This window comes from Phaeospirillum tilakii, assembly GCF_042683125.1.
Lineage (GTDB): Bacteria > Pseudomonadota > Alphaproteobacteria > Rhodospirillales > Magnetospirillaceae > Phaeospirillum > Phaeospirillum tilakii.
Window position 1 is genome coordinate 1 of sequence record NZ_JBHUIY010000043.1, and the last position, 26,645, is coordinate 26,645.

The window sequence follows — 26,645 nt, forward strand, 5'->3', positions numbered from 1 at the left end:
TGCCGGAAGGCACCGAGATGGTGATGCCGGGCGACAACGTGTCGATGGAAGTCCATCTGATCTGCCCGATCGCCATGGACGAAGGTCTGCGTTTCGCTATCCGTGAAGGCGGGCGTACCGTCGGCGCGGGAGTGGTTGCCAAGATCGTAGAGTAGCTGTATAAGGTCGGCCTCCGGCGCACCAGACCGGAGGCCGACGCCGCCGCCCCGGCGTTAACGGGTCGGCAGCGGACTGCAGGAGTGTAGCTCAACTGGTAGAGCACCGGTCTCCAAAACCGGGGGTTGGGGGTTCGAGCCCCTCCACTCCTGCCACGCTGTTCCCCCAGAGTCCCGCCCGCGAGCGGCATCGACTGTAAGAGACATGGCAAAAACCACCCCGGTCCTCTTTTTTAAGCAGGTCCGTCAGGAGATCGCCAAGGTCACCTGGCCGACGCGGCGCGAGACCCTCATTTCGACGGCGATGGTGTTCGTGATGGTGATGATCACCGCCATCTTCTTCTTCGTCGTCGATCAGTTTTTCGCCACGACCGTCAAGGTCCTGTTTGGTCTCGGAGGCTGATCCGGCATGTCGACCGCGCGCTGGTACGTGCTCCACGTTTATTCTGGATTCGAGAAGAAGGTCGCCCAGTCGATCCGCGAGCAGGCGGAGCAGAAGGGCATGGCCGATCTGTTCGACAAGGTTCTGGTGCCGACCGAGGAAGTGGTCGAGGTCCGCCGCGGCAGCAAGGTCAGCGCGGAACGCAAATTCTTCCCCGGTTATGTCCTGGTTCGGATGGTGCTGACCGATGACACCTGGCATCTGGTCAAGAACACCCCCAAGGTGACCGGTTTCCTCGGCGGCAAGGGCCGCCCGGTGCCGATCACCGAGGCCGAGGCCGAGCGCATCATCCGTCAGGTTCAGGACGGCGTCGAGCGCCCGAAGCCGTCGATCTCGTTCGAGGTCGGCGAGCAGGTGCGGGTGTGCGACGGTCCCTTCACCTCCTTCAACGGCCTGGTCGAGGAAGTCGACGAGGAACGCGCCCGGCTCAAGGTCGCGGTGTCGATCTTCGGGCGCTCCACCCCGGTCGAACTGGAGTACACCCAGGTCGAAAAGGTCTGAGGGTTCGATTTCGGCTCGGCGGGCGGCGGTGCGATCAAGGCGCCGCGGCCCGCCGGGCCGTTCGTTCCCGCGCCGGACGGTCCGGGGCGGGGCACACAAGGGGGCGGGAGGCCGAGCCTGAGGCCGCACCGCCACCTCTGGTCACAGACAGAGGGCTCTGAAAATGGCTAAGAAAGTCATCGGTTACATCAAGCTGCAGGTCGCAGCCGGCAAGGCGAACCCGTCGCCGCCGATCGGCCCGGCGCTCGGTCAGCGCGGCCTCAACATCATGGAATTCTGCAAGGCGTTCAACGCCCAGACCCAGGGCCTCGAGCCGGGCATGCCGATTCCGGTGGTGATCACCGCTTTCTCCGACCGCACCTTCACCTTCATCACCAAGACCCCGCCGGTCAGCTACTTCCTGAAGAAGGCCTCGGGCGTCGCCAAGGGGTCGCAGACTCCGGGCAAGGGCGGCACCGTCGGCCAGATCTCGATGGAGCAGATCCGCGAGATCGCCGCGAAGAAGATGCAGGACCTCAACGCCAACGACGTCGAGGCCGCCTGCAGCATGATCGTCGGCTCGGCCCGCGCGATGGGCCTCAAGGTGGTGGAGTAAGCCCATGGCCCGCGAAGGAAAGCGCCTGAAGTCGGCCTACGCCGAGATCGACCGCACCAAGTTCTACACCCTGGCCGAGGCCGTGGCGCTGATCAAGGCCCGCGCCACCGCCAAGTTCGACGAGACGGTGGAGATCGCCCTCAACCTCGGCGTCGATCCGCGCTACTCGGACCAGATGGTCCGTGGCGTGGTCGAGCTGCCGCACGGCACCGGCAAGACCGTTCGCGTCGCCGTGTTCGCCAAGGGCGACAAGGCCGAGGAAGCGAAGAAGGCCGGGGCCGATCTGGTCGGCGCCGATGACCTGTTCGAGATCGTCAACGGCGGCACGATGGATTTCGACCGCTGCATCGCCACCCCGGACATGATGGGTCTGGTCGGTCGGCTCGGTAAGGTGCTCGGCCCGCGCGGCCTGATGCCGAACCCGAAGCTCGGCACCGTCACCGCCAACGTCACCGAGGCGGTCCGCGCCGCCAAGGCCGGTCAGGTCCAGTTCCGCGTCGAGAAGGCCGGTATCGTCCATGCCGGCATCGGCAAGGCGAGCTTCGGCGACGATCAGCTGGTCGAGAACATCCGTTCGTTCGTCGACGCGATTCTCAAGGCCAAGCCGGCCGGGGCCAAGGGCAGCTACCTCAAGAAGGTGTCGCTGTCCTCGACCATGGGGCCGGGCCTGAAGCTCGACGCCAGCACCATCGTGGTGTGATTCGCCGCGCCCGCCGTTCGCGGTGGGCGCGGCCCGACTTTCCCCGTGCCCTCGGGCGCGGGGGGAATGGGAGGCAAGCCCTCGGGCCGGCCTCCCCCCCTGTCCAAGACCGCAGGTGCCGTTCGGGGTCCGCCCCGGCCGGCTTAAACGGGACTCCTCCCCCCTGCCGAGACGGAAGATGAGAGAACGCACCGAATCCCTCCCCGACGGGGAGCGGCTTCGGGATACGGCTTGAAACTTCTGGGACAGGCCACCGGCCTCCATCGAGCCGGATCCTCGGATCCGGCGGAGGTCACGGGCAATGAACCGGCGGGTTTCCCTCCCAGGGGGCCGGCCGATTCGTAGGTTTGGAGACGAACGTGGACCGGACACAGAAGCAGGAGTGGGTCGGGTCGCTGCATGGAGCGCTCGAGGAGGTCGGGCTGGTCGTCGTCACCCATTACAAGGGGTTGACGGTGGCCGAGATGACCGCCTTGCGCAGCAAGATGCGTGCGGCCGGGGCCAGCTTCAAGGTGACCAAGAACCGTCTCACCAAGCTCGCCCTGGGTGGTACCGAGTTCGAGACCCTCGCCGACCTGTTCGTCGGCCCGACCGCGATCGCCGCTTCGCGCGATCCGGTCGCCGCCGCGCGGGTTGTCGTTGAGTTCGCCAAGACCAATGACAAGCTCAAGATCCTCGGTGGATCGCTGGGTGCGCAGCGGCTTGACGTCAACGGCATCAAGGCCCTGGCCGAGCTGCCGTCGCTCGACGAGCTGCGCGCCAGACTGGTCGGCATGATCTCGACTCCCGCCACCCGTGTCGCCGGCGTGCTTCAGGCGCCCGCGGGCCAGTTGGCCCGGGTCCTGAAGGCGAAGGCCGACAAGGACGCCGCGTGAGACCCCTTTATTAACCAAAGTTTCAAGCTTATCTCAGGAGAGTATGAAAATGGCTGATCTTGCCAAGCTGGTTGACGAGCTGTCGGCTCTGACCGTTCTCGAGGCCGCCGAGTTGTCGAAGCTGCTCGAAGAGAAGTGGGGCGTTTCCGCCGCCGCTCCGGTTGCCGTCGCCGCTGCCCCGGCTGCCGGTGGCGCCGCTGCCGCTGCCGAAGAGCAGACCGAGTTCGACGTGATCCTCGCCGACGCCGGCGACAAGAAGATCAACGTGATCAAGGAAGTCCGCGCCATCACCGGCCTGGGCCTGAAGGAAGCCAAGGACCTGGTCGAGGCGGCGCCGAAGACCGTGAAGGAAGGCGCTTCGAAGGAAGAAGCCGAGAAGATCAAGAAGCAGCTCGAAGAAGCCGGCGCCAAGGTGACGGTGAAGTAAGATCGCCCTTCGGGTTGATCGACCAGGGGCCGGGATGCGGATGCCGCCTCCCGGCCCTCTGGGCTGTTGCAAGTCGATGCCGCCGTCCGTTTCCCGGGCGGCCGGGCGTCGCCCCCGCCACTGACGCGGGGTACTGCGAGTTGCGGCCCCGCCGGGCGGCGGGGCGGGCGTGCCGAAGGCACGCGGTCCGGGGCGCGGCGCTTCGGGCGGCAGGTGTGTTGGGCCTATACCGACGAAAAGACGAGGAGCGGCAATGGCTAAATCCTATACGGGTCGCAAGCGGGTGCGCAAAAGCTTCGGGCGGATCCCGACCGTCGCGCCGATGCCGAATCTGATCGAGGTGCAAAAGAGCTCCTACGATCATTTCCTCCAGATGGATGTTCTGCCCGAGGCCCGTGCCAATCTCGGCCTCCAGGAAGTGTTCAAGTCCGTCTTCCCGATCAAGGACTTCTCCGAGCGCGGCACGCTGGAATTCGTGCGCTACGAGCTGGAGACCCCCAAATACGACGTCGAGGAATGCCAGCAGCGCGGCATGACCTTCGCGGCGCCGCTCAAGGTGACCCTGCGCCTCGTGGTGTGGGACATCGACGAGGATACCGGCGCGCGGTCGATCCGCGACATCAAGGAACAGGACGTCTACATGGGCGACATGCCCCTGATGACGTCGAACGGCACCTTCGTCATCAACGGCACCGAGCGCGTCATCGTCTCCCAGATGCACCGCAGCCCGGGCGTGTTCTTCGACCATGACAAGGGCAAGACCCATTCCTCGGGCAAGTATCTGTTCGCCGCCCGGGTGATCCCCTATCGCGGCTCCTGGCTCGATTTCGAATTCGACGCCAAGGATCTGGTCTATGTCCGCATCGACCGCCGCCGCAAGCTGCCGGTGACCACCCTGCTGTACGCCCTCGACGGCGCGGCCAGCGCCGGCCTGCGCGCCGAGCGCGCCGCCGAGAGCCGTCCGGTCGAGCCGGGCGAGATCCAGGGCATGACCGCCGAGGAGATCCTGTCCTACTTCTACGACAAGGTCACCTACACCCGCGGCCCCAAGGGCTGGAAGACGGTGTTCGATTCCGAGCGGATGAAGGGCGTCAAGCTGGTCTCCGACCTGATCGACGCCGCCACCGGCGAGAAGGTGGCCGAGGCCGGCACCAAGATGACCCCGCGGCTCGGCCGCAAGCTGCGTGACGCCGGCCTGTCCGAGATCCTGGTGCTGCCCGAGGATCTGGTCGGCCAGTATATCGGCGAGGACATCGTCGACGAGGCCTCGGGCGAGATCTTCGCCGAGGCCGGCGACGAGCTGACCCCGGCCCTGGTCGCCGATCTGGAGCGGGTCGGCATCACCGAGATGCCGGTGCTGGCGATCGACCACATCAATGTCGGTCCCTACATCCGCAACACCCTGGCGGTCGACAAGAATTCCTCGCGCGAGGAAGCGCTGATCGACATCTACCGGGTGATGCGCCCGGGCGAGCCGCCGACGCTGGAGACCGCCGAAGCCCTGTTCCAGGGCCTGTTCTTCGACGAGGAGCGTTACGACCTGTCCGCCGTCGGCCGGGTCAAGATGAACTCCCGCCTCAACACCCCCGAGGTCGCCGACACCGTGCGCGTGCTGCGCAAGGAAGACATCCTCGGCGTGATCAAGGTGCTGGTCGAGCTGAAGGACGGCAAGGGCGAGATCGACGACATCGATCACCTCGGCAACCGCCGCGTCCGCTCGGTCGGCGAACTGATGGAAAATCAGTATCGCGTCGGCCTGCTGCGGATGGAGCGGGCCATCCGCGAGCGGATGAGCTCGGTCGACATCGATTCGGTGATGCCGCACGACCTGATCAACGCCAAGCCGGCGGCGGCGGCGGTGCGCGAGTTCTTCGGCTCGTCGCAGCTCAGCCAGTTCATGGATCAGACCAACCCGCTGTCGGAAATCACCCACAAGCGCCGCCTGTCGGCGCTCGGGCCGGGCGGTCTGACCCGCGAGCGCGCCGGCTTCGAGGTGCGCGACGTTCACCCGACCCATTACGGCCGCATCTGCCCGATCGAAACCCCGGAAGGCCCGAACATCGGCCTGATCAACTCGCTGGCGACCTACGCCCGGGTCAATCAGTACGGCTTCATCGAGGCGCCCTACCGCAAGGTGATCGACGGGGTGGTGACCACCGACGTGGTCTATCTGTCGGCGATGGAGGAAGGGCGCTACACCGTCGCCCAGGCCAATTCCGAACTCGACGCCGACAACCGCTTCGTCAGCGATCTGGTGTCGTGCCGTCGCGCCGGCGAATTCGTGATGGTGCCGCCGTCCGAAATCAACCTGATCGACGTCAGCCCCAAGCAGCTGGTGTCGGTTGCCGCCGCGCTGATCCCGTTCCTGGAAAACGACGACGCCAACCGCGCCCTGATGGGCTCGAACATGCAGCGTCAGGCGGTGCCGCTGATCCGCGCCGAGGCGCCGCTGGTCGGCACCGGCATGGAACAGGCGGTGGCGCGTGATTCCGGCGCGGCGATCACCGCCCGGCGTACCGGCATCGTCGATCAGGTCGATGCCACCCGTGTGGTGATCCGGGCCACCGAGGAAACCTCGGCCACCGCCTCGGGCGTCGATATCTACAACCTGCTGAAGTTCCAGCGGTCCAACCAGAACACCTGCATCACCCAGCGGCCGCTGGTGAAGGTCGGCGACCTGATCCAGAAGGGCGACATCATCGCCGACGGCCCCTCGACCCAGTTGGGTGAGCTGGCGCTGGGCCGCAACGTGCTGGTCGCCTTCATGCCGTGGAACGGCTACAACTTCGAAGACTCGATCCTGATCTCGGAACGCATCGTCCGCGACGACGTGTTCACCTCGATCCATATCGAGGAATTCGAGGTGATGGCCCGCGACACCAAGCTGGGCCAGGAAGAAATCACCCGCGACATCCCGAACGTCGGTGAAGAGGCGCTGAAGAACCTCGACGAGGCCGGCATCGTCTATATCGGCGCCGAGGTCAAGCCGGGCGACATCCTGGTCGGCAAGGTCACGCCGAAGGGCGAAAGCCCGATGACCCCGGAAGAGAAGCTGCTGCGGGCGATCTTCGGCGAAAAGGCCTCGGACGTGCGCGACACCTCGCTGCGGCTGCCCCCGGGCGTCGCCGGCACCATCGTCGAGGTCCGGGTCTTCTCCCGCCGTGGCGTCGAGAAGGACGAGCGCGCCCTGGCGATCGAGCGGGCGGAAATCGAACGTCTGGCCAAGGACCGCGACGACGAACGCGCCATTCTCGAACGCTCGTTCTTCGTCCGTCTCAAGCAGCAGATCGTCGGCCACAAGGTGGTCACCGGCCCGCGCGGCGTCCGCGCCGGGGTGGTGCTGAACGACGAGGTGCTCGACGCGCTGCATCCCAGCGCGTGGCGGGCGATCGCCATCGACGACGACGCGGTGATGAGCGAGGTCGAACAGCTCAAGCGCGCCTTCGACCAGCAGGTCGAGAAGTTGCAGGAGCGGTTCGAGAACAAGGTCGAGAAGCTCCAGCGCGGCGACGAACTGCCGCCCGGCGTGATGAAGATGGTCAAGGTGTTCGTCGCGGTGAAGCGCAAGCTCCAGCCGGGCGACAAGATGGCCGGCCGTCACGGCAACAAGGGTGTCGTGTCGCGCATCATGCCGCTCGAGGACATGCCGTATCTCGAGGACGGGCGTCAGGTCGATCTGGTGCTGAACCCCCTCGGCGTGCCGTCGCGCATGAATGTCGGGCAGATCCTCGAAACCCACCTCGGCTGGGCCTGTGCCGGCCTGGGCGAGCAGATCGGGGCGGTGCTGGATCAGGTCAAGCGGCAGACCGCCGCGCTGACCGACATGCGCGACAAGCTGAAGGACGTCTACGGCGAGACCATCTTCGGCGAGGAAATTGCCGACCTGGGCGATGCCGAGATCGTCGAGCTGGCGACCAACCTGACCCCGGGCGTGCCGATCGCCACCCCGGTGTTCGACGGCGCCCGCGAAAGCGACATCTGCGCGATGCTGACCAAGGCCAACCGTTCGCCCTCCGGTCAGGTCACCCTGATCGACGGCCGCACCGGCGAGCCGTTCGATCGTCAGGTCACCGTCGGCTACATCTACATGCTGAAGCTGCACCACCTGGTCGACGACAAGATCCACGCCCGTTCGATCGGTCCGTACTCGCTGGTCACCCAGCAGCCGCTGGGCGGCAAGGCGCAGTTCGGCGGCCAGCGCTTCGGTGAAATGGAAGTGTGGGCGCTCGAAGCCTACGGTGCCGCGTACACCCTGCAGGAAATGCTGACGGTGAAGTCGGACGACGTGTCCGGCCGCACCAAGGTGTACGAGGCGATCGTGCGCGGCGACGACACCTTCGAGGCAGGCATCCCGGAATCGTTCAACGTGCTGGTCAAGGAATTGCGCTCCCTTGGCCTCAACGTCGAACTCACCCAGCGGGATTTCTAAAAGGTCTGACCTGTGGCGGCGCGCTTCGCGCGCTGCCGCCACCCCCCGACAAGGTCACACGGGAGCATGTCGATGAATGAACTTATGAAGATCTTCGGTCAGGCGGGCTCCACCCCCTCGTTCGACCAGATCCGGATTTCCATCGCCAGCCCCGAGCGGATCCGCTCGTGGTCCTACGGCGAGATCAAGAAGCCCGAGACCATCAACTACCGCACCTTCAAGCCGGAGCGCGACGGCCTGTTCTGCGCCCGCATCTTCGGGCCGATCAAGGACTACGAGTGCCTGTGCGGCAAGTACAAGCGGATGAAGTATCGCGGCATCATCTGCGAGAAGTGCGGCGTCGAGGTCACCCTGGCCAAGGTGCGGCGCGAGCGGATGGGCCACATCGAGCTGGCCAGCCCGGTCGCCCACATCTGGTTCCTGAAGTCGCTGCCGTCGCGCATCGGCCTGCTGTGCGACATGACCCTGAAGGACCTCGAGCGGATTCTCTATTTCGAGAATTACGTCGTGGTCGAACCCGGCCTGACCCCGCTCAAGCTGCGCGAGCTGCTCACCGAAGAGCAGTACATGAACGCGGTCGATGAATATGGCGAGGACGCCTTCACCGCCAAGATCGGCGCCGAGGCGATCCGCGACATGCTGTCGGCGATCGACCTCGAGGCCGACCGCGCCCAGCTCAAGATCGACCTCAAGGAGACCACCTCCGAGGCCAAGCGCAAGAAGCTGGTCAAGCGGATGAAGCTGGTCGAGGCCTTCCTCGAATCCGGCTCGCGTCCGGAATGGATGATCCTGGAAGTGATTCCGGTGATCCCGCCGGAACTGCGCCCGCTGGTCCCGCTCGATGGCGGCCGCTTCGCCACCTCCGACCTCAATGACCTCTACCGCCGCGTCATCAACCGCAACAACCGTCTGAAGCGGCTGATCGAGCTGCGCGCCCCCGAGATCATCGTGCGCAACGAAAAGCGCATGTTGCAGGAGGCGGTCGACGCCCTGTTCGACAATGGCCGCCGTGGCCGCGCCATCACCGGCGCCAACAAGCGGCCGCTGAAGTCGCTCAGCGACATGCTGAAGGGCAAGCAGGGCCGCTTCCGTCAGAACCTGCTCGGCAAGCGCGTCGATTATTCCGGCCGTTCGGTGATCGTGGTCGGCCCCGAACTGAAGCTGCATCAGTGCGGGTTGCCGAAAAAGATGGCGCTCGAACTGTTCAAGCCGTTCGTCTATTCCAAGCTCGAACTGTACGGCATGGCCACCACCATCAAGGCCGCCAAGCGGATGGTCGAGAAGGAACGGCCCGAGGTGTGGGACATCCTCGAAGAGGTGATCCGCGAGCATCCGGTGTTCCTCAACCGCGCGCCGACCCTGCACCGCCTCGGCATCCAGGCGTTCGAGCCGACCCTGATCGAAGGCAAGGCGATCCAGCTCCATCCGCTGGTCTGCACCGCCTTCAACGCCGACTTCGACGGCGACCAGATGGCGGTCCACGTCCCCCTCTCGCTGGAAGCCCAGCTCGAGGCGCGCGTGCTGATGATGTCGACCAACAACATCCTGTCGCCCGCCAACGGCAAGCCGATCATCGTCCCCTCGCAGGACATCGTGCTCGGCATCTACTACATCACGATGGAGCGCGACGAGGTCCCCGGCCAGGCGTTGCAGATCCGCACCGCCGACGAGCTGCGGGCGGCGCTGGCGGCCAACACCATCCTGCTCTACTGCCCGACCGATCCGCTGGCGGCGCTCGACACCACCGACGCCGACGCCCTGCTCGAGCGGATCGCCCGGCGTGAGGTCTCGGTCCATCGCCGCGTCACCGTCTCGTCGCGCGACGCGCTGGAGGCCGGTCTGGCCGGCGGCCATCTCCGTCTGTTCAACGTCGCCAATCCCGGCGTGGCCCTGACCTTCGCCACCACCGAGGAAGCCGAGGCGGCGGTCAAGGACGGCCGCGCCATCCTCTATCGCGTCCCGGTGTTCGTCACCATGGCCGAGATCGAGCAGGCGCTGTCGGCCAAGACCATCACCCTGCACACCCGGATCAAGGCCCGCTACGACACCGTCGATAGCGAGGGCAACCCGATCACCACCCTGGTGGACACCACCCCGGGCCGGATGATGCTGTCGGTGATCCTGCCCAAGAACAAGAACGTGCCGTTCTCGCTGATCAATCGCCTTCTCACCAAGAAGGAGATCCAGAACGTCATCGACGTGGTCTACCGTCATTGCGGTCAGAAAGAGACGGTGATCTTCGCCGACCGCATCATGGGGCTCGGCTATTCCAACGCCTTCAAGGCCGGCATCTCCTTCGGCAAGGACGACCTCGTCATCCCGCCGGAAAAGGAAAAGCTGGTCGGCGAGACCGAGGAAAAGGTCAAGGAATACGAGCAGCAGTACCAGGACGGCCTGATCACCCAGGGCGAAAAGTACAACAAGGTGGTCGACGCCTGGTCGAAGTGCACCGACGACGTCGCCGACGCGATGATGAAGCAGATCTCCAGCCGTCTGCCGGGCAAGCCGATCAACTCGATCTATATGATGGCCCATTCCGGCGCCCGTGGTTCGGCGGCGCAGATGAAGCAGCTCGCCGGCATGCGCGGCCTGATGGCCAAGCCGTCGGGCGAGATCATCGAGACCCCGATCATCTCGAACTTCAAGGAAGGCCTGACCGTGCTGGAGTACTTCAACTCCACCCACGGCGCCCGTAAGGGTCTGGCCGACACCGCGCTGAAGACCGCGAACTCGGGCTACCTGACCCGTCGTCTGGTCGACGTCGCCCAGGACGCGATCATCTGCGAGGATGATTGCGGCACCACCAACGGTCTGACCGTCTCGGCGGTGATCGAGGGCGGCGAGGTGATCGCCTCGCTCGGCGACCGCATCCTCGGCCGTTCCGCCGCCCGCGACATCGTCCACCCCGTCACCAACGAGGTGATCGTGCCGGCCGCCGGGATGATCCAGGAAACCGAGGTCGAGCAGATCGAGGCGGCCGGGATCGAGACCGTCACCATCCGCTCGGTGCTGACCTGCGACTCGGAAGAGGGCGTCTGCGGCGCCTGCTACGGCCGCGATCTGGCCCGGGGCACCAAGGTCAATGTCGGCGAGGCGGTCGGCGTGATCGCCGCCCAGTCGATCGGCGAGCCGGGCACCCAGCTCACCATGCGGACCTTCCATATCGGCGGCGCGGCCCAGCGCGGTGCCGAGCAGTCGAGCATCGAATCCTCGCTCGACGCCACCGTCCAGGTGATCAACCGCAACGTGGTGGCCAATTCGACCGGCGCCAACATCGTGATGAGCCGCAACTGCGAAGTGGCGCTGTTCGACGCCAACCACCGCGAACGCGCCCGTCACCGCGTGCCCTACGGCGCCAAGCTGCTGGTCGAGGACGGCCAGTCGGTGCCGAAGGGGACCAAGCTGGCCGAGTGGGATCCCTACACCCTGCCGATCATCACCGAGCGGTCGGGCGTGGTCCATTACGTCGACCTGATCGAGGGTCTGTCGATGCGCGAGGTGGTCGACGAGGCCACCGGCATCGCCAGCAAAGTGGTGATCGACTGGAAGCAGCAGCCGCGCGGCGCCGACCTGCGTCCCCGCGTCACCCTGCGCGACGAGCGGGGCGAGGAACTGTTGCTGTCGAACGGCCTGGAAGCCCGCTACTTCATGTCGGTCGACGCGATCCTGTCGGTCGAGAACGGCACCAAGGTCAATGCCGGCGACGTGCTGGCGCGTATCCCGCGTGAATCCTCGAAGACCCGTGACATCACCGGCGGTCTGCCGCGGGTGGCCGAGCTGTTCGAGGCGCGCAAGCCGAAGGATCACGCCATCATCGCCGACCTCGACGGTCGGGTCGAATTCGGCAAGGATTACAAGTCGAAGCGCCGCATCCTGGTGGTGCCCGAGGATGGCGATCCGGTCGAATACCTGATCCCGAAGGGCAAGCACATCTCGGTGCAGGAAGGCGACTATGTCCGCCGCGGCGACCCGCTGATGGACGGCAACCCGGTGCCGCACGACATCCTCAAGGTGTTGGGCGTCGAGGCGCTGGCGCAGTACCTGATCAACGAAATCCAGGAGGTCTATCGTCTCCAGGGCGTGAAGATCAACGACAAGCACATCGAGGTGATCGTTCGCCAGATGTTGCAGAAGGTCGAGATCACCGAGCCCGGCGACACCACCCTGCTGGTCGGCGAACAGGTCGATCGCAGCGAGTTCGACATCGAGAACCACAAGGCGATCCGCGAAGGCGGCCGCCCGGCCTCGGGGACTCCGGTGTTGCAGGGCATCACCAAGGCGTCGTTGCAGACCCATTCCTTCATCTCGGCGGCCTCGTTCCAGGAAACCACCCGCGTCCTCACCGAGGCGGCGGTGTCCGGCAAGGTCGATACCCTCAACGGGTTGAAGGAAAACGTCATCGTCGGCCGCCTGATCCCCGCCGGGACCGGCGCGGTGATGAACCGGCTGCGCGAAATCGCCGCCAAGCGCGACCGCGAGATGGCGGTGGTGCCGCCGGACGAGGAAGGCGGCGAGCTGCCGCCGGCCCTGCCGGGCGAGGCCGCCGCGCCCGACGCGCCGCCGCCGGCCGAGTGAGCCTGTGAAACAAGAAACCCCCGTCCTGGTGCGCCAGGGCGGGGGTTTTTTTGTTGGCGGCGCGGTCGGGCGGGGCTGCCGCCCCGCACCCCACCCGGGGCGATGCCCCGGACCCCCTTTTGTTTTTCTGAGAAAAAGTTATGGCGCGGACTCGATCTTTGCCGCCCGCTTCCGAGCGGTTTTCACGCAATTATTTCAATTTTTGCGCTGACTTCTCGCCCATGAGTCTTTATTAAATGTGCTGTATGTTTTGAAAGGTTATTTTTTAATAGCTCAATTTCGGCGATGATGCTGTATTCTTTGTTGTTGATATTGTAGATTTTTATAAGAAGAGGGCAGCCAACCTTGTTTATGCCCCCATACACCACGGAATCAATCAGAGCGTTTGCGTTTTTCCCATGCCACTCCGGTGCGCCTAACGCGGCCAGAATGGCGTTATAGAAATCAAGAACGTCTCTCCAGGATGATGCGTCAATTTCTATCGTATTCATTGGTTCTTTCGATGAAACTGCCATCGTGTGATTTTATCTTAAGATGATCTGCCGCATCTGTCGGCAGGGCGGCGCGGTGTCAGAGTAAAAACTTTTCCCAACGCCTTTCATTATTTGGCCCTCCGGCAAGGAAACGAAAAAATGAGGGGCTTGGGGAGCTTTGCTCCCCAAGCGGGGTGGCGGGGCGGCAGCCCTGCCCAACTTTACGCCTTGGCGACGCGCAGGGTGACGCGGTTGCGGTCGCCGACCCGGTGGCAGGGCAGGATTTCGGCGTAGCGGCGGATGATGGCGAGGCCCAATCCGTCGCTGGGGTCGTCGGCCAGCGGGTCGCCCGGCTCGCCCGGGCTGTCGAGGCGGATTTCGATCTCCTGGCTCTTTTCCGAATAGGCGATCGCCAGATCGAGATCGACCGGGCCGGGGCGGGCGACGTGCAGCGCCAGCACCTCCTCGGTCAGCAATTCAAGCCGGTGTGCGATCTTGGCCGGCAGCAGGTGTTTTTCGCAGAAGCCGTTGATCTGGCCGAACAGCGCGTAGAGGTCGAAATCGGCGCTGGCGAGGTGGGCGGTGACGCTGCGCACCTTGTTGATGAAGTCGCGGGTGCGGTCGCGCTGGGGATCGCCGAAGATCTGCTCGGGGGTGCCGGCCTCGTAGATCGTGCCCTGGTCCATGTAGAACACCCGCGACGACACATCGCGGGCGAAATCCATCTCGTGGGTGACGATCGCCATCGTCATCCCCTGCTTGGCGAGGCGGCGGATTACCGCCAGCACCTCCGACACCATCGTCGGGTCGAGCGCCGAGGTCGGCTCGTCGAACAGGATGATCTCGGGTTCCATCGACAGGCAGCGGGCGATGGCGACGCGCTGCTTCTGCCCGCCGGACAGCTGGTCGGGGAAGGAATCGGCCTTTTCCGCCAGCCCGACCGTCTTCAGCAGGTCAAGCCCGCGCGCCTCGGCCTCGGCCTTGGTCCGGCCGCGCAGCCGGATCGGGCCGATGGTCAGGTTCTCCAGCACGGTGAGGTGGGGGAACAGGTTGAAGGACTGGAACACCATCCCCATCCGCTGGCGCAGGCGCGGCACGTCGGCGCCGGGGGCGAGGATGTCCTGGCCGTCGATCTCGATCCGGCCGCCGCTCGGCTGTTCCAGCAGGTTGAGGCAGCGCAGGAAGGTGCTCTTGCCGGTGCCGGACGGGCCGATGATCGAGATCACCTCGCCCCTGGCGATCTCGGCGTCGATGCCGTCCAGCACGGTGGTCGCGCCATAGCGTTTGGTGAGGCCTTCGACCCGGATCATGCCCGTGCTCCCTTCGCCTGACGCTGCCTCGGATCGGTCCGCCGGTCGATGTGGTCGAGGGCGAGGCCGAGCACCCAGATGATCAGGAAATAGATCGCCGCCACCATCAGCAGCGGGAAGAACGCCTCGAAGGTGCGGCTGCGGATGATGTCGCCGGCCTTGGTCAGGTCCTGCACCCCGATATAGCCGACGATCGAGGTCATCTTGACCAGCGAGATGAACTCGCCGCGATAGACCGGCAGGACGCGGCGGGTGGCCTGCGGCAGCACGATGCGCAGGAAGGTCTCGGCCCGGGTGAAGCCCATCGCCAGCCCGGCCTCGGTCTGGCCGCGCTCGATCCCCTCGATCCCGGTGCGGAACATCTCGGAGACATAGGCGGCGAAGTTCATCCCGAACGCCACCACCGCCACCAGCAGCGGATCGATGTTCACTGCCGCGAACACCACGTAGAAGATCAGCATCAGCAGCAGCAGCACCGGCAGGCCGCGCACCAGCCCGATATAGCCGATGCCGATCGCCCGCAGCGGCCGCCGCGCCGACATCCGCAGATAGCAGACCCCCGCCCCCAGCAGGGTGCCGAACAGGGTGGCGGCGACCGAGATCACCACCGTCGCCCCCAGCCCGTCGAGGATCAGCTTCCAGCGCTGCTCGGTGACGAAATTGGCGTGCAGGCTGTCCTCCAGCATCGTCCGCCAGTCGGTCGGCCGCGCCGGTTCGGTGACGGCCGGCGGCGCGGCGGTGGCGGCGGGGTGGCTGGCGGCGAGGTTGCGCCGCGCGACCACCGCCACGGTGCGCTCGTCGAAATAGGGGCGGGAAAAATCGACCCGCAGGGCCCGTTCCGGGGTGATCGACAGGTTGGAGACGATCATGTCGATCTTGCCGGCGGCAAGCGCGGCGATCAGCGAGGTGAATTCGAGCGGCACGATCTCCAGCCGCCGCCCCTCAAGCGCGGCGAAGCGCGCCACCAGTTCCATGTCGAAGCCGATATAGCGGCCGTTGGCCACCGCGACGAAGGGCAGGGCGACCACCGGGGCGGTGCCGACCCGCAGCACCGGCCCGTCGGCGGTGGGCAGGTCGGGCATCGTCGCCTTGCGGGCGTCGCCTTGCAGCCAGCGCGCCTTGATCGCGGCGAGGCTGCCGTCGGCCTCGCTGGCGGCGAGGAAGGCGTTGAAGCGGTCGACCAGGGCGCCGTCGCCCTTGCGGAAGGCGGCGCCGACATGGGTGTTGAGGAAATCGTTGTCCAGCACGGCGAGGTCGGGATTCTCGGCCAGGATCGCCTCGTTGCCCATCTCGTTCTGCAACCCGGCCTCGACCTTGCCGGTGCGCAGGGCCAGGGCGTAATCGGCCTTGCTGTTGAAGCGGACGATCGTCGCCTCGGGCAGGGTCTTGGTGACGAAGATGTCCTGGGCGGTGCCCTCGATCACCGCGATGCGGGCGTGGGCGAGGTCGGTGAAGCGGGTCCAGCCGGCCCCCGGCTCGGTCGGCGCGGCCCCGGCGCCGAGGCGGGATTTGAGGGTCAGGGCGACGGCGCGGCCCTCGCCGTAGGGGGCGGAGAAATCGATCGCCTTGCGCCGTTCCTCGGTGATCGCCAGCCCGTCGGCGATCATGTCGAGCTTGCCGGACTTCAGCGCCGGGATCAGCGCGCCGAAATCGAGCGCCTGGATCTCCAGCGCGATGTTTTCGTCGGCGGCGAAGCGGCGCAGGATCTCGATGTCGAAGCCGACATAGCGTCCGTTCTGCATCGCCACATAGGGCATGTCGCCGATCGCGACCCCCAGCACGGCGCGCTCGGTCGGGGCGGCGGGCCGGTCGTCGGGCATCACCGCCTGTTCGGGATCGTCGATGAACCAGCGGCGGTGGATCGCGGCGTAGCGTCCGTCGGCGCGGATGCGGTCGAGGAAGCGGTCGAAGCGGGCGCGCAGGTCGGCCCGGTTCTGCCCGAAGCCGATCCCGAGCGGATAGACCAGGAAATCGCGGTCGAGCACGGCGAGATCGGGGTTGGTCTTCAGCAGCACTTCGGCCGAGATCGAATCGAACACCGCCGCGTCGAGCTTGCCCGATTTCAGCGCCACCACCAGATCGGCGTTGGTGTTGAGCTGGGTCAGCGCGGCGTGGGGATGGGCCTGTTGCAGATAGGGCACGAACAGGGTGCCCAGCACCGCGCCGATCCGTCCGCCGCCCTCGGTCAGCCCGGCCAGCGCCTGTCCGTTGGGCCGGGCCGGATCGCCGGCCCCGGCCGGCAGCGGCATTGCCAGGACAACGAGCATCAACGCGGCAAGAAAACAGCCGATCCGGGGCGGGATCTGGCGGCGGAACCGGGCCGGGACGTTGATCGAGCGCCAGTAACCGCCGCCGTGGCGGCAAAAGGATGCCCAAATGGCCGTGGCGACCGATTCGGTCTTTGTTCGCATGCGCCCCTCGCCCGTGACGGTCTTTGCTTCGGCGACTTTCGACGGAAAGTCTTCGTCCTATACCACCGCGTCTCCCCCGGCGCCAGCCGCGCGACGCGGCGGGACTTGGCGCGGGCGGCCGGCGACCGCATATTTTCCCCGCCTTGCGGAGGATGCGGCAAACGGGGTTCAATCGGCCCGGCCGCGTCCCGCGCCGCTCCAACCGAAGGAATGCGCTCCGATGAGAAGTCCTGTCGTTGCCGTTCTGCTGCTGACCCTGCTCTGTGCCGGCGCCGCGCCGGCGGCGGAGACGCTGGTGCCGCAATCGCGCGAGCAGATCCGGCTGAGCTTCGCCCCGGTGGTGCGTCAGGTCGCCCCGGCGGTGGTCAACATCTACACCAAGCGGGTGATCCACGCCGCCGCCTCGCCGATGTTCGCCGACCCGGTGTTCCGCCGCTTCTTCGGCGACATCCCCGGACTGGCCCAGGACCGGGTGCAGCGTTCGCTCGGCTCGGGGGTGCTGATCGGCGCCGACGGCACGGTGGTGACCAACCAGCATGTGGTCAAGGACGCCGACGAGGTGACGGTGGTGCTGTCCGACCGCCGCGAGTTCGAGGCCAGCGTGATCGGCAGCGACGAGCGCACCGACCTTGCCGTGCTGAAGCTTTCGGCCAAGGGCGAGACCTTTCCCACCCTGCCGCTGGGGGATTCCGACCGGGTCGAGGTCGGCGATCTGGTGCTGGCGATCGGCAATCCGTTCGGGGTGGGGCAGACGGTGACCCAGGGCATCGTCTCGGCGCTGGCGCGGACCAACATCGGCGGTTCCGACGTGCGTTCGTTCATCCAGACCGACGCCTCGATCAATCCCGGCAATTCCGGCGGCGCGCTGGTGGACATGGACGGCCGGCTGATCGGGATCAATTCGGCGATCTATTCGCGCGACGGCGGCTCGAACGGGATCGGCTTCGCCATCCCGGCGGCGCTGGTGCGCAGCGTGGTGGCCGGGCTCAGCAAGAGCGGCAAGGTGGTGCGGCCGTGGCTGGGCGCCGCCACCCAGCCGGTCACCGCCGACCTCGCCCAGGCGCTGCGGCTGGGCCGGCCGGCCGGGGCGCTGATCAGCGCGGTGCGCGGCGAGTCGCCGGCGGCGCGGGCCGGATTGCGCGAGGGCGACGTGGTGGTGGCGGTCAATGGCCGCGAGGTGGACGATCCCGATGGGCTGCGCTTCCGCCTCGCCACCCTCGACCTGGGCGGCGAGGCGCGGCTGACGGTGCTGCGCGACGGCGCCGAGCGGACGGTGACGCTGCGGCTGAGCGCGCCGCCCGAGGATCCGCCGCGCGATCCGGCCGAGATCGCCGGCCGCAACCCATTCGCCGGCGCCACCCTGGTCAACCTCAACCCGGCCCTGGCCGACGAACTCGGGCTCGATGCCTCGGCCAGCGGGGTGATGGTGCTGGAGATCCGGCGCGGCTCGGTGGCGCAGCGGCTGGGGTTGCAGCCGGGCGATCTGGTGCTCAGGATCAACGACCGCCCGGTGGCCAGCGTCGCCGAGGCCCGCCGCCTGCTGGAGGGCACGCGGCCGCGCTGGAGCCTGACCATCAACCGCAACGGCCAGACCATGACCCAGGTGATCGAGGGATGAGCAAGGGCCCCGGCCTGTTCGACGCCAAGGTCGGGGTGCCGCTGGCGGAAAAGCTGCGCCCCGGCGCGCTCGATCAGGTGGTCGGGCAGGACCACCTTTTGGCGGCCGACGCCCCGCTCGGGCGGATGCTGGCGGCGGGGCGGATGGCCTCGGTGATCCTGTGGGGGCCGCCCGGCTGCGGCAAGACCACCATCGCCCGCCTGCTGGCCGAGCGGGTCGGCCTCGCCTTCGAGCCGCTGTCGGCGGTGTTCTCCGGTGTCGCCGATCTGCGCAAGGTGTTCGAGGCGGCGCGCCAGCGCCGGGCGATGGGGCAGGGCACCCTGCTGTTCGTCGATGAGATCCACCGCTTCAACCGCGCCCAGCAGGACGGTTTCCTGCCCTATGTCGAGGACGGGACGGTGGTGCTGGTCGGCGCCACCACCGAAAACCCCTCGTTCGAGCTGAACGGGGCGTTGCTGTCGCGGATGCAGGTGCTGGTGCTGCACCGGCTCGACGAGGCGGCGCTCGATCTGCTGCTGAGCCGGGCCGAGGAAACCCTTGGCCGCCCGCTGCCGCTTGATCCCGACGCCCGCGCCGCGCTGAAGGCTACCGCCGACGGCGATGGCCGCTACCTGCTCAATCTGGTCGAGGATCTGGCGGTGCTGCCGCCCGAGCCCTTGCTCGATTCCGCCGGCCTCGCCCGCGCCATCACCCGCCGCGCCCCGGCCTACGACAAGGACCGCGAGGGCCATTACAACCTGATCAGCGCGCTGCACAAGAGCCTGCGCGGCTCCGACACCGACGCCGCCTTGTACTGGATGGCGCGGATGCTGGCCGGCGGCGAGGACCCGCTCTACCTCGCCCGCCGGCTGACCCGCTTCGCGGTCGAGGATGTCGGCCTGGCCGACCCCAACGCGGTGGTGCAGGCGCTGGCCGCCTGGGACGTCTACGAACGCCTCGGCAGCCCGGAAGGCGAACTGGCGCTGGCGCAACTGGTGATCTATCTCGGCACCGCGCCCAAATCGAATGCCGCCTACAAGGCCTATGGCGCGGCGACGCGCTGCGCCCGCGACAGCGCCTCGCTGATGCCGCCGTCCCATATCCTCAACGCCCCGACCAAACTGATGAAACAACTCGGCTACGGCGCCGGCTACCAGTACGACCACGACACCGCCGAGGGCTTTTCCGGCCAGAACTACTTCCCCGACGGGATGGAGCGCCAACGCTTCTACCGCCCGGTCGAACGCGGCTTCGAGCGCGAGATCGTCAAGCGGCTGGCCTATTGGGACCGCCTGCGCCAGCGCAAGGACGAAGGCTAGAGGTGGGCTCTGCCCACACCCGCCAGGAACCTGAGGTTCCTGGACCTCCCCAAGGGGGTCCAGGGGCCCCCGGCCCCTGGCGGGTGCGGGCGGAGCCCGCGAAAGGAGAGGGATGATGCGTGTCGCGCTTAACGCCGATCTGGGCGAGGGGTTCGGGCCGTGGCGGATGGGGGACGATGCCGCGCTGCTGCCATGGATCGATTCGGCCAGCCTGGCCTGCGGTTTCCACGCCGGCGACCCGGAGACGATGAGCCGGGCGGTGCGGCAGGTGGCGGCGGCGGGGGTCAGCCTCGGTGCCCATCCCGGCTTCGCCGACTTGCTCGGCTTCGGCCGGCGCAAGGTCGCGATCAGCCCGGGCGAGATCCCGGCGCTGATCGCCTATCAGGTTGGGGCGTTGCAGGCGATCTGCGTGCTGGCCGGGCAGCGGGTGACCCACGTCAAGCCGCACGGCGCGCTCTATAACATGGCGGCGGCCGATCCGGCGCTGGCCGAGGCCCTGGTGGGGGCGGTGGCCGGGCTCGACCGGGGGCTGATCCTGGTGGCGCCGGCCGGGTCGGCGCTGGCGGCGGCGGCCGAGGCCGCCGGGGTGGTGCTGGCGGCGGAAGGCTTCTGCGACCGCGGCTACGAGGCCGACGCTTCGCTCAGCCCGCGCGACCAGCCCGGGGCGGTGATCGCCGATCCGGCCGAGGCGGCGGCGCGGGCGGTGGCGATGGTGCGCGATCAGGCGGTGGTGACGCGGGGGGGGAAACGGATTCCGACCCGGATCGACACGCTGTGCCTGCATGGCGACGGCGCCGACGCGGTGGCGCTGGCCCGGGCGGTGGCCGAGGCGCTGGCCGGGGCGGGGATCGCCCGGGCCGCGCTGCCCGAACTGGGGTTGGGATAGGGCCGGGCGGCGGGGCCGCCCGCCCGGTCAGAACGGGAAGACGATGTCGTAGATCTGCTGGCCCCAACGCGGCTGGGCCAGATCGCTGACCATGCCGCGCCCGCCGTAATAGATTCGGGCCTCGGCAATTTTTTCCGAGGAGATGCTGTTGGAGGAACTGATGTCCTCCGGGCGGATGATCCCCTGGATCGACAGCTCGCGCATCTCGTAATTGACCCGGAATTCCTGGCGGCCGGAGATCACCAGATTGCCGTTGGGCAGCACCTGGGTGATCGTCGCGGCAAGGTTCATCGAGATCTTTTCCGTCCGGGTGGTCTTGCCGGCATTGGTGACGGTCGAGGAACTGGAAAGGCTGGCGAGGTTGGCGGGATCGGCGCCGGCGGGCAGCACCTTGGTCAGGGTGGCCTCGAGCCCGGCCAGGGCCGGGATCTTCTCGGATTCGGTGGCGACCCGGCTGTTGCCGAGGCCGCTTTCGACGTCGGCGTTCTCGTTGATCGACACCGCGACGGTCAGGATGTCGCCGACATCCTTGGCGCGCTGGTCCTTGAAGAAGGCGCGGGCGCCCGGCCGCCACAGCGAGTTGGCGGCCTGGGGCGGCGCCACCGGCTGGGGCATCGGCATGGTGATCGGCTGGTAGCCCTGCTTCTGGGTCGGGTTCTCGATCCGCGAGGTTTCCGGGCCCGAGCCGACCTCCGACATCCGGGTCAGCAGGTTGCAGGCCGACAATCCGACCAGGGCGGTGGCGGCGAGACCGAGGCGGAGCAGGCGGGACAGCGGGCTTGCGGCGGTCATGGCGGCGGCCTTTCTCTATGCTCGCTCGTTTTCTAGTTGGCCTGGGCGCGCTGGCCCGGGGGCACCACCACCACCTCGCCGGGGCCGACCACGCGGGCATCGACCACCCGCTTGCTCTGGGCGTTGGTGATGCGGATCACGTCGCCGACCCCGCCATCCTCGTTGGCGCGGCCCTGGGCGGTCAGGGTCATCAGCGGGGTGCGGATGGTCATCGTCACCGCGCTGTTGCGGCCGACCACCACCGGCTTCTGCAGGTCGCTGATCCGGATCGGCGACCCGGCATGCAGCGCGTTGCGGGGCTCCTGGCCGACCAGCATCCGGGCGTTGGTGACGATGTCGCGCCGCAGCAGTTCCTCGCGCACGTCGAGCAGGTCGATGTCGTTCTCGGTGATCACCTCGCCGCGCCCCATCGCATGGGTCAGCACCGGGATGCGGGCCGAGGCGAACACCGCGCCCGACACCTTGAGCCGCTGGGCGGCGGGGGAATCGGCCGGGGCCTCGATCACCGCGCTGAAACGGTTCATCCGTGGGTCGTAATTGAGGTCGCGCACCGCGATGGTCGGCTCGACGGTGGTGGGGACCATCAGCCGCAGGGCGGCGCGGTTGGCCAGCTCGATCGTGCTCGACGGGGCGGCGCCGGCCTGGATCAGGGCGTCGCGCAACTGGGCCTCGATCTCGCGCAGATCGATGGCGCGGGCGGCGCGCTCGACCACGCAACGCTCGAACGAGGTGACCGGGCGCCAGTCGAGGCCATAGGCGCTGGCGACGGCACCGAGCCAGCGGGCCTCCAGCACCAGCCGCTTGCCCGGCTCGGGGGCGCGGGCCAGCACGGTCTGGGCCTTGTCGCCGGCATTGTCCCACAGGTCGCCCAGCTTGATCACGTCGCCTTCGAGCGACACCGCCGGCTTCAGCTGCGGCGGCAGCGCCACCATCGGCGCGTCGCTCTCGGCGGCGGCGGCCGGGGCCGGGGCCTGGGCCTGGACCGGGGCGGCCTTGCCGGCCGGCAGCGCCTCGACCGAGATCGAGCCGGCGGCGACGGGCAGCCCGGCCAGCAGCGGCAGACCAAGGGCCAGGACGGCGAGAAGGGACAGACGGGGGCGGATCATGGCAAGCCTCGTCACTTCATCGTGGTCAGCGTGCTCATCATCTGGTCGGAGGCTTGGATCACCTTCGAATTCATTTCATAAGCCCGCTGGGCGCTGATCAGGTTGGTGAGTTCGGTGACGACATTGACGTTGGAGGTTTCGACATAGCCCTGGAGCACGGTGCCGAAGCCGTTGTCGCCGGGATAGCCGATGGTCGGCTGGCCCGAGGCGGGGGTTTCCGAAAAGAGGTTGTCGCCGCGCGCTTCAAGCCCGGCGTCGTTGGCGAAGAGCGCCAGCTGGATCTGGCCGGCCTGGGTGTAGTTGGTCTGGCCGTCGAGCTTGTAGGTCACCACGCCGGTCGAGCTGATGCTGACGGCGGTGGCCTTGGTGTCGATGGTGGTCTGCGGCAGCACGGTATAGCCGTCGGCGGTGACCAGGGTGCCGGTGGGGGAGAGCTGGAACTCGCCGTCGCGGCTGTAGGCGGTGTCGCCCGACGGCAGCTGGATGCGGAAATAGCCGTGGCCCTGGATCGCCACGTCGAGCGAATTGTCGGTGCTCTCGAGGCTGCCCTGCTCGGTGATGCGGTAGACGGCGGCGGTCTTGACGCCGAGGCCGATCTGGATGCCGGTGGGGACGATGGTGTTGGCGTCCGAGGATTGCGAGCCGACCCGGCGCAGGTTCTGGTAGAGCAGATCGGTGAATTCCGGCCGCCGCCGGGTATAGGCGGTGGTGTTCATGTTGGCGATGTTGTTCGAGATGACCTCGACATTGTTCTGCTGGGCCTGCATGCCGGTGGCGGCGATGTTCAGCGAGCGCATGTGAAACTCCTTGCTCTAGCTTTCGACCGGCACCGGTCAGGAAGAGGACTTGCCGTTGGACAGAACGTCGATCGCCTTGGTCTGGCGGTCGCTCTCGTTATCGATCAGCTTCTGGATGCCTTCGTACTGGCGCATCACCTGGGTCATCCGGGTCAGCTCCAGCACCGGCTCGACGTTGGAATTCTCCATCATGCCCTGCTGGATCTCGGGGCGGGCGACGGTTTCGGCGGTCTGGGTGGTCTCGTAGAGCGAGGTGCCGACCTGGCGCATTTCCTGGTCGTTGGCGAACTTGACCACCTTGAGCTTGGCGACGCGGCCGTTCTCGGTGCTGACCGTGCCGTCGCTCGCCACCTCGATCCGGGTTTCGTTGGGGGCGAAGATGATCGGCTGGTCGCGATCGTCCATCACCGCGTAGCCGTCGGAATTGACCAGCATCCCGGTCTGGTCGAGCCGGAAATGGCCGTTGCGGCCATAGCGCATGCCGGCCTCGGTCTCGATCTGGAAATAGCCGTCGCCGTGGATGGCGAAGTCGAGCGGGTTGCCGGTCTGGCTGATCGCGCCCTCGCGGGTGTCGCGCACCGCCGCGTTGTCCTGCACGAAGGACAGCTTGCCCCCCAGCGCCCGGTCGGTCGAGCGGGTCTGGACCAGATACTCGCGGAACAGCATCTCCTGGCTCTTGTAGGCCGGGGTGTTGGCGTTGGCGAGGTTGTTGGCGATCGTGTCGAGCTGACGCCACAACGTCGACTGACGGGACAGAGCGATGTAGGAAGTATTCTGCATGGGGGCCGTGCCATCCGCTCGGAAATCATCGACGCCGCTCTCCTTGCATGGGACGTGCCAGTGGCGGTTCCGCGCGGAAATTTTTGAAATTCCATGAATTTGGCGGTGGCACGGGCAGGGGTTGCCCGGCAGTTCTTGCCGCCCCCGGGGCGGGATTGCTATCGTGCCGCCGCCGGGCGGAGGCGGCGGCGGGCACGCCGCGCGCGCAACCTAATCTTAACTGCCAGCGGGCTAGCCTGACCCTACCCCGCTGGCGCGGTGTCGATCCGATCCACGCCTCAGTCGGAAGCGAGAGTGATGACCGAAGATCTGGAAGAAGATTTCGACGAGTCCGAAGGGCCCGAAGGCGATGGCGACACGTCCGAAGGCAAGGGCAAGCTCAAGAAGATCCTGCTGATCGTCCTGCCGGTGCTGTTGCTGGTCGGTGGCGGTGCCGGGCTCTATTTCTCCGGGCTGCTCGACTCGCTGCTCGGGGGCTCGAAGGAGCCGGCCGCCGCGCAGGCGCCGGCCTCGGCCCCGTCCGGTTCCGGCGGGCCCAAGGCGGTGCAGGCGGCGGCGTTCATGGATCTGCCGGAAATGCTGGTCAATCTGCAAAGCACCGGGCGCAAGCCGGCCTATCTCAAGCTGCGGGTGGCGCTGGAGCTCGAATCGGTCGGCGACCAGCCCCGGGTCGAGCAGATGATGCCCCGCATCGTCGATTATTTTCAGGTCTATCTGCGCGAACTGCGGATCGAGGACCTTCAGGGCGCGTCGGGGATGAACATGCTGCGCGAGGAACTGCTGACCCGGGTCAACGCCGCGGTCAAGCCGGTCCGGGTCAGCGACGTTCTGTTCAAGGAAATGCTGGTCCAGTGACCGGTCGCCGGTTCGTCCGGCAGCGACACATCATCAAGCGGTCATCGGGAAAGTCCGAGCAATGGCGAATCAGGACGAGGGTGGTCAGGGCCGCAACGCCGAGGACGAAGAGGCCCTGATGAAGGAATGGGCCGCGATGGCCGACGACGACGCCGGGGCCGGCGGCGGCGAGGCCGGCGGCGAGGGCGGCGGCGACGCGATCGCGGCGGAATGGGAAGCGATGCTGGGCGGCGGCGGCGGCGAGGAGACCGGCGAGGCCACCCAGGCGGTGACCCGCGACGCCGCCCGCGTGCTCAACCAGGACGAAATCGACTCGCTGCTCGGGTTCGACGAGGACGGGGCCGGGGCCGGCGACAAGTCGGGCATCCAGGCGATCCTCAACAGCGCGCTGGTCTCCTACGAACGCCTGCCGATGCTGGAGGTGGTGTTCGACCGGCTGGTGCGCATGATGTCGACCTCGATGCGCAACTTCACCTCGGACAATGTCGAGGTGTCGCTCGACAACATCATCAGCCTGCGTTTCGGCGATTACCTCAATTCGATTCCGCTGCCGGCGATGCTGGCGGTGTTCAAGGCCGAGGAATGGGACAATTTCGGCCTGCTGACGGTCGATTCCTCGCTGATCTACTCGATCGTCGATGTGCTGCTGGGCGGCCGGCGCGGCACCGCCGCGATGCGGATCGAGGGGCGGCCCTACACCACGATCGAACGCAATCTGGTCGAGCGGATGGTCCATGTCGTGCTGTCCGACCTGTCGGCCGCGTTCGACCCGCTGTCGCCGGTGACCTTCCGCTTCGAACGGCTCGAGACCAACCCCCGCTTCGCCACCATCTCGCGGCCGAGCAACGCGGCGATCGTCGCCAAGCTCCGCATCGACATGGAGGATCGCGGCGGCCGCCTCGAACTGCTGCTGCCCTACGCCACCCTCGAACCGGTGCGCGAGCTGCTGCTGCAGATGTTCATGGGCGAAAAGTTCGGCCGGGACTCGATCTGGGAAACCCACCTTGCCGAGGAGCTGTGGCAGACCGAGGTCGAACTCGAGGCGGTGCTCGACGAGCAGGTGATGAGCCTGCGCGACGTGCTGGCCTGGAAGCCGGGTTCGAAACACATGCTGAACGCCACCCCGGACTCGCCGATCGAGATGCGGTGCGGTCAGGTGGGGATGTTCCGGGGACGGATGGGGCGCAAGGGGCAGCACATCGCGATCCGCGTCGATGAAACCAGCCGTCGCGACAAGGGGTGATGGGCGTGGATTGGAAACTGCTCCTCGACATCGTCGTGTCGGTGCTGATGGTCGCGACCATCGCCTATGCGACGCGACTGAACGCCCGTCTGGCCGCGCTGCGCAAGAACCGCGACGATCTGGCGCGGACCATCCTTGGATTCAACGAAGCGACCTTGCGGGCGGAATCCTCGATCCCCAAATTGCGAAAAGCAGCCGAAGAGGCGGGGCAGGCCTTGCAGGACCGGGTGGAGAAGGCGCAATCCTTGCGTGATGATCTCGCATTCATGATCGAGCGGGCCGACACGATGGCCAACCGGCTCGAAAATGCGGTCCGTTCGGCCCGGGTCGAACCGCCGGCGCGTCCGGTCGCGCCCGCGCCGGCCCCGTCTTCCCCG

Annotated in this window: 21 protein-coding genes, 1 tRNA gene and 2 pseudogenes; 17 read left to right on the top strand and 7 right to left on the bottom strand. The window is 67.0% G+C overall.

Annotated features, from left to right (window positions below; translation table 11 throughout):
• From ACFSNB_RS16110 to ACFSNB_RS18915, 11 genes and pseudogenes are all read left to right on the top strand, one after another.
• The coding region (locus ACFSNB_RS16110; RefSeq protein WP_465264568.1) for an EF-Tu C-terminal domain-related protein at positions 1 to 155 on the top strand (155 nt) is incomplete at its 5' end.
• A gap of 80 nt (positions 156 to 235) precedes the next feature.
• Positions 236 to 311 (top strand) — tRNA-Trp (locus ACFSNB_RS16115).
• 49 nt (positions 312 to 360) lie between these two features.
• Positions 361 to 558 carry a preprotein translocase subunit SecE gene (gene secE / locus ACFSNB_RS16120; RefSeq protein WP_377318415.1) on the top strand — a complete coding sequence of 66 codons (198 nt, stop codon included), beginning with the start codon at positions 361 to 363 and terminating at the stop codon, positions 556 to 558.
• A gap of 6 nt (positions 559 to 564) precedes the next feature.
• On the top strand, positions 565 to 1,098 hold the full coding sequence (gene nusG / locus ACFSNB_RS16125; RefSeq protein ID WP_377318417.1) for a transcription termination/antitermination protein NusG: 534 nt from the start codon (positions 565 to 567) through the stop codon (positions 1,096 to 1,098).
• A gap of 163 nt (positions 1,099 to 1,261) precedes the next feature.
• Positions 1,262 to 1,693, top strand: coding sequence for a 50S ribosomal protein L11 (gene rplK / locus ACFSNB_RS16130; RefSeq protein ID WP_377318419.1), 432 nt, complete (start codon positions 1,262 to 1,264; stop codon positions 1,691 to 1,693).
• A gap of 4 nt (positions 1,694 to 1,697) precedes the next feature.
• The gene (gene rplA / locus ACFSNB_RS16135; RefSeq protein ID WP_377318421.1) at positions 1,698 to 2,393 is read left to right on the top strand and encodes a 50S ribosomal protein L1; all 696 of its coding nucleotides are present in this window, start codon (positions 1,698 to 1,700) and stop codon (positions 2,391 to 2,393) included.
• A gap of 359 nt (positions 2,394 to 2,752) precedes the next feature.
• Positions 2,753 to 3,268: a 50S ribosomal protein L10 gene (gene rplJ, locus ACFSNB_RS16140; RefSeq protein WP_377318423.1), complete on the top strand. Its 516-nt coding sequence runs from the start codon at positions 2,753 to 2,755 to the stop codon at positions 3,266 to 3,268.
• A 49-nt stretch (positions 3,269 to 3,317) separates the two neighbouring features.
• Entirely contained in the window at positions 3,318 to 3,695 is a 378-nt protein-coding gene (gene rplL / locus ACFSNB_RS16145; protein WP_377318425.1) for a 50S ribosomal protein L7/L12, read from the top strand.
• A gap of 253 nt (positions 3,696 to 3,948) precedes the next feature.
• A complete protein-coding gene (gene rpoB / locus ACFSNB_RS16150; RefSeq protein ID WP_377318427.1) occupies positions 3,949 to 8,124 on the top strand; it encodes a DNA-directed RNA polymerase subunit beta in 4,176 nt (1,391 codons plus the stop codon).
• 72 nt (positions 8,125 to 8,196) lie between these two features.
• Positions 8,197 to 9,774 (top strand): annotated as a pseudogene (locus ACFSNB_RS18910) (DNA-directed RNA polymerase subunit beta'); the annotation flags it as partial.
• A gap of 315 nt (positions 9,775 to 10,089) precedes the next feature.
• Positions 10,090 to 12,699 (top strand): annotated as a pseudogene (locus ACFSNB_RS18915) (DNA-directed RNA polymerase subunit beta'); the annotation flags it as partial.
• A gap of 182 nt (positions 12,700 to 12,881) precedes the next feature.
• Here the strand turns inward: ACFSNB_RS18915 and ACFSNB_RS16160 are convergent.
• The 3 genes from ACFSNB_RS16160 to ACFSNB_RS16170 form a co-directional block, all read right to left on the bottom strand.
• On the bottom strand, positions 12,882 to 13,190 hold the full coding sequence (locus ACFSNB_RS16160) for a barstar family protein (RefSeq protein WP_377318431.1): 309 nt from the start codon (positions 13,188 to 13,190) through the stop codon (positions 12,882 to 12,884).
• A 203-nt stretch (positions 13,191 to 13,393) separates the two neighbouring features.
• Positions 13,394 to 14,482, bottom strand: coding sequence for an ATP-binding cassette domain-containing protein (locus tag ACFSNB_RS16165; protein WP_465264576.1), 1,089 nt, complete (start codon positions 14,480 to 14,482; stop codon positions 13,394 to 13,396).
• Entirely contained in the window at positions 14,479 to 16,893 is a 2,415-nt protein-coding gene (locus ACFSNB_RS16170; protein ID WP_377318433.1) for an ABC transporter permease subunit, read from the bottom strand. The genes ACFSNB_RS16165 and ACFSNB_RS16170 overlap by 4 nt, the downstream gene beginning before the upstream one ends.
• A gap of 220 nt (positions 16,894 to 17,113) precedes the next feature.
• Between ACFSNB_RS16170 and ACFSNB_RS16175 the strand changes: the two genes are divergently transcribed.
• The 3 genes from ACFSNB_RS16175 (at position 17,114) to ACFSNB_RS16185 (ending at position 20,695) form a co-directional block, all read left to right on the top strand.
• A complete protein-coding gene (locus tag ACFSNB_RS16175) occupies positions 17,114 to 18,511 on the top strand; it encodes a DegQ family serine endoprotease (protein ID WP_377318435.1) in 1,398 nt (465 codons plus the stop codon).
• Positions 18,508 to 19,809 (top strand): replication-associated recombination protein A, encoded by a 1,302-nt coding sequence (locus ACFSNB_RS16180; RefSeq protein WP_377318437.1) that lies wholly within the window; start codon positions 18,508 to 18,510, stop codon positions 19,807 to 19,809. The genes ACFSNB_RS16175 and ACFSNB_RS16180 overlap by 4 nt, the downstream gene beginning before the upstream one ends.
• Positions 19,810 to 19,924: 115 nt before the next feature.
• Positions 19,925 to 20,695 (top strand): LamB/YcsF family protein, encoded by a 771-nt coding sequence (locus ACFSNB_RS16185; RefSeq protein WP_377318439.1) that lies wholly within the window; start codon positions 19,925 to 19,927, stop codon positions 20,693 to 20,695.
• A gap of 27 nt (positions 20,696 to 20,722) precedes the next feature.
• Here ACFSNB_RS16185 and flgH read toward each other — a convergent pair whose 3' ends face one another.
• Genes flgH through flgF form a run of 4 tightly spaced genes read right to left on the bottom strand, consistent with a single transcriptional unit; the run spans position 20,723 to position 24,170 of the window.
• Positions 20,723 to 21,487: a flagellar basal body L-ring protein FlgH gene (gene flgH / locus ACFSNB_RS16190; RefSeq protein ID WP_377318441.1), complete on the bottom strand. Its 765-nt coding sequence runs from the start codon at positions 21,485 to 21,487 to the stop codon at positions 20,723 to 20,725.
• Positions 21,488 to 21,519: 32 nt separating this feature from the next.
• On the bottom strand, positions 21,520 to 22,593 hold the full coding sequence (gene flgA, locus ACFSNB_RS16195; RefSeq protein ID WP_377318443.1) for a flagellar basal body P-ring formation chaperone FlgA: 1,074 nt from the start codon (positions 22,591 to 22,593) through the stop codon (positions 21,520 to 21,522).
• A gap of 11 nt (positions 22,594 to 22,604) precedes the next feature.
• Positions 22,605 to 23,390, bottom strand: coding sequence for a flagellar basal-body rod protein FlgG (gene flgG, locus ACFSNB_RS16200; RefSeq protein WP_377318445.1), 786 nt, complete (start codon positions 23,388 to 23,390; stop codon positions 22,605 to 22,607).
• 36 nt (positions 23,391 to 23,426) lie between these two features.
• The gene (gene flgF / locus ACFSNB_RS16205; protein WP_377318447.1) at positions 23,427 to 24,170 is read right to left on the bottom strand and encodes a flagellar basal-body rod protein FlgF; all 744 of its coding nucleotides are present in this window, start codon (positions 24,168 to 24,170) and stop codon (positions 23,427 to 23,429) included.
• Positions 24,171 to 24,467: 297 nt separating this feature from the next.
• Here flgF and ACFSNB_RS16210 point away from each other — a divergent pair, with 297 nt between their 5' ends.
• From ACFSNB_RS16210 to ACFSNB_RS16220, 3 genes are all read left to right on the top strand, one after another.
• Entirely contained in the window at positions 24,468 to 25,025 is a 558-nt protein-coding gene (locus ACFSNB_RS16210; RefSeq protein ID WP_377318449.1) for a flagellar basal body-associated FliL family protein, read from the top strand.
• 61 nt (positions 25,026 to 25,086) lie between these two features.
• Complete coding sequence (fliM, locus tag ACFSNB_RS16215; RefSeq protein WP_377318451.1) at positions 25,087 to 26,268, top strand: flagellar motor switch protein FliM; 1,182 nt, start codon at positions 25,087 to 25,089, stop codon at positions 26,266 to 26,268.
• The coding region (locus ACFSNB_RS16220) for a DUF6468 domain-containing protein (RefSeq protein WP_377318453.1) at positions 26,268 to 26,645 on the top strand (378 nt) is incomplete at its 3' end. The genes fliM and ACFSNB_RS16220, both read left to right, overlap by 1 nt.

Coding starts and splice junctions, on each gene's coding strand:
- rplA (WP_377318421.1), top strand. CDS start 1,698: ATGGCCCGCGAAGGAAAGCGCCTGAAGTCGGCCTACGCCGAGATCGAC.
- ACFSNB_RS16170 (WP_377318433.1), bottom strand. CDS start 16,893: ATGCGAACAAAGACCGAATCGGTCGCCACGGCCATTTGGGCATCCTTT.
- secE (WP_377318415.1), top strand. CDS start 361: ATGGCAAAAACCACCCCGGTCCTCTTTTTTAAGCAGGTCCGTCAGGAG.
- ACFSNB_RS16185 (WP_377318439.1), top strand. CDS start 19,925: ATGCGTGTCGCGCTTAACGCCGATCTGGGCGAGGGGTTCGGGCCGTGG.
- nusG (WP_377318417.1), top strand. CDS start 565: ATGTCGACCGCGCGCTGGTACGTGCTCCACGTTTATTCTGGATTCGAG.
- ACFSNB_RS16180 (WP_377318437.1), top strand. CDS start 18,508: ATGAGCAAGGGCCCCGGCCTGTTCGACGCCAAGGTCGGGGTGCCGCTG.
- flgG (WP_377318445.1), bottom strand. CDS start 23,390: ATGCGCTCGCTGAACATCGCCGCCACCGGCATGCAGGCCCAGCAGAAC.
- flgH (WP_377318441.1), bottom strand. CDS start 21,487: ATGACCGCCGCAAGCCCGCTGTCCCGCCTGCTCCGCCTCGGTCTCGCC.
- flgA (WP_377318443.1), bottom strand. CDS start 22,593: ATGATCCGCCCCCGTCTGTCCCTTCTCGCCGTCCTGGCCCTTGGTCTG.
- rpoB (WP_377318427.1), top strand. CDS start 3,949: ATGGCTAAATCCTATACGGGTCGCAAGCGGGTGCGCAAAAGCTTCGGG.
- ACFSNB_RS16160 (WP_377318431.1), bottom strand. CDS start 13,190: ATGAATACGATAGAAATTGACGCATCATCCTGGAGAGACGTTCTTGAT.
- ACFSNB_RS16210 (WP_377318449.1), top strand. CDS start 24,468: ATGACCGAAGATCTGGAAGAAGATTTCGACGAGTCCGAAGGGCCCGAA.
- ACFSNB_RS16175 (WP_377318435.1), top strand. CDS start 17,114: ATGAGAAGTCCTGTCGTTGCCGTTCTGCTGCTGACCCTGCTCTGTGCC.
- flgF (WP_377318447.1), bottom strand. CDS start 24,170: ATGCAGAATACTTCCTACATCGCTCTGTCCCGTCAGTCGACGTTGTGG.
- fliM (WP_377318451.1), top strand. CDS start 25,087: ATGGCGAATCAGGACGAGGGTGGTCAGGGCCGCAACGCCGAGGACGAA.
- ACFSNB_RS16165 (WP_465264576.1), bottom strand. CDS start 14,482: ATGATCCGGGTCGAAGGCCTCACCAAACGCTATGGCGCGACCACCGTG.
- rplK (WP_377318419.1), top strand. CDS start 1,262: ATGGCTAAGAAAGTCATCGGTTACATCAAGCTGCAGGTCGCAGCCGGC.
- rplL (WP_377318425.1), top strand. CDS start 3,318: ATGGCTGATCTTGCCAAGCTGGTTGACGAGCTGTCGGCTCTGACCGTT.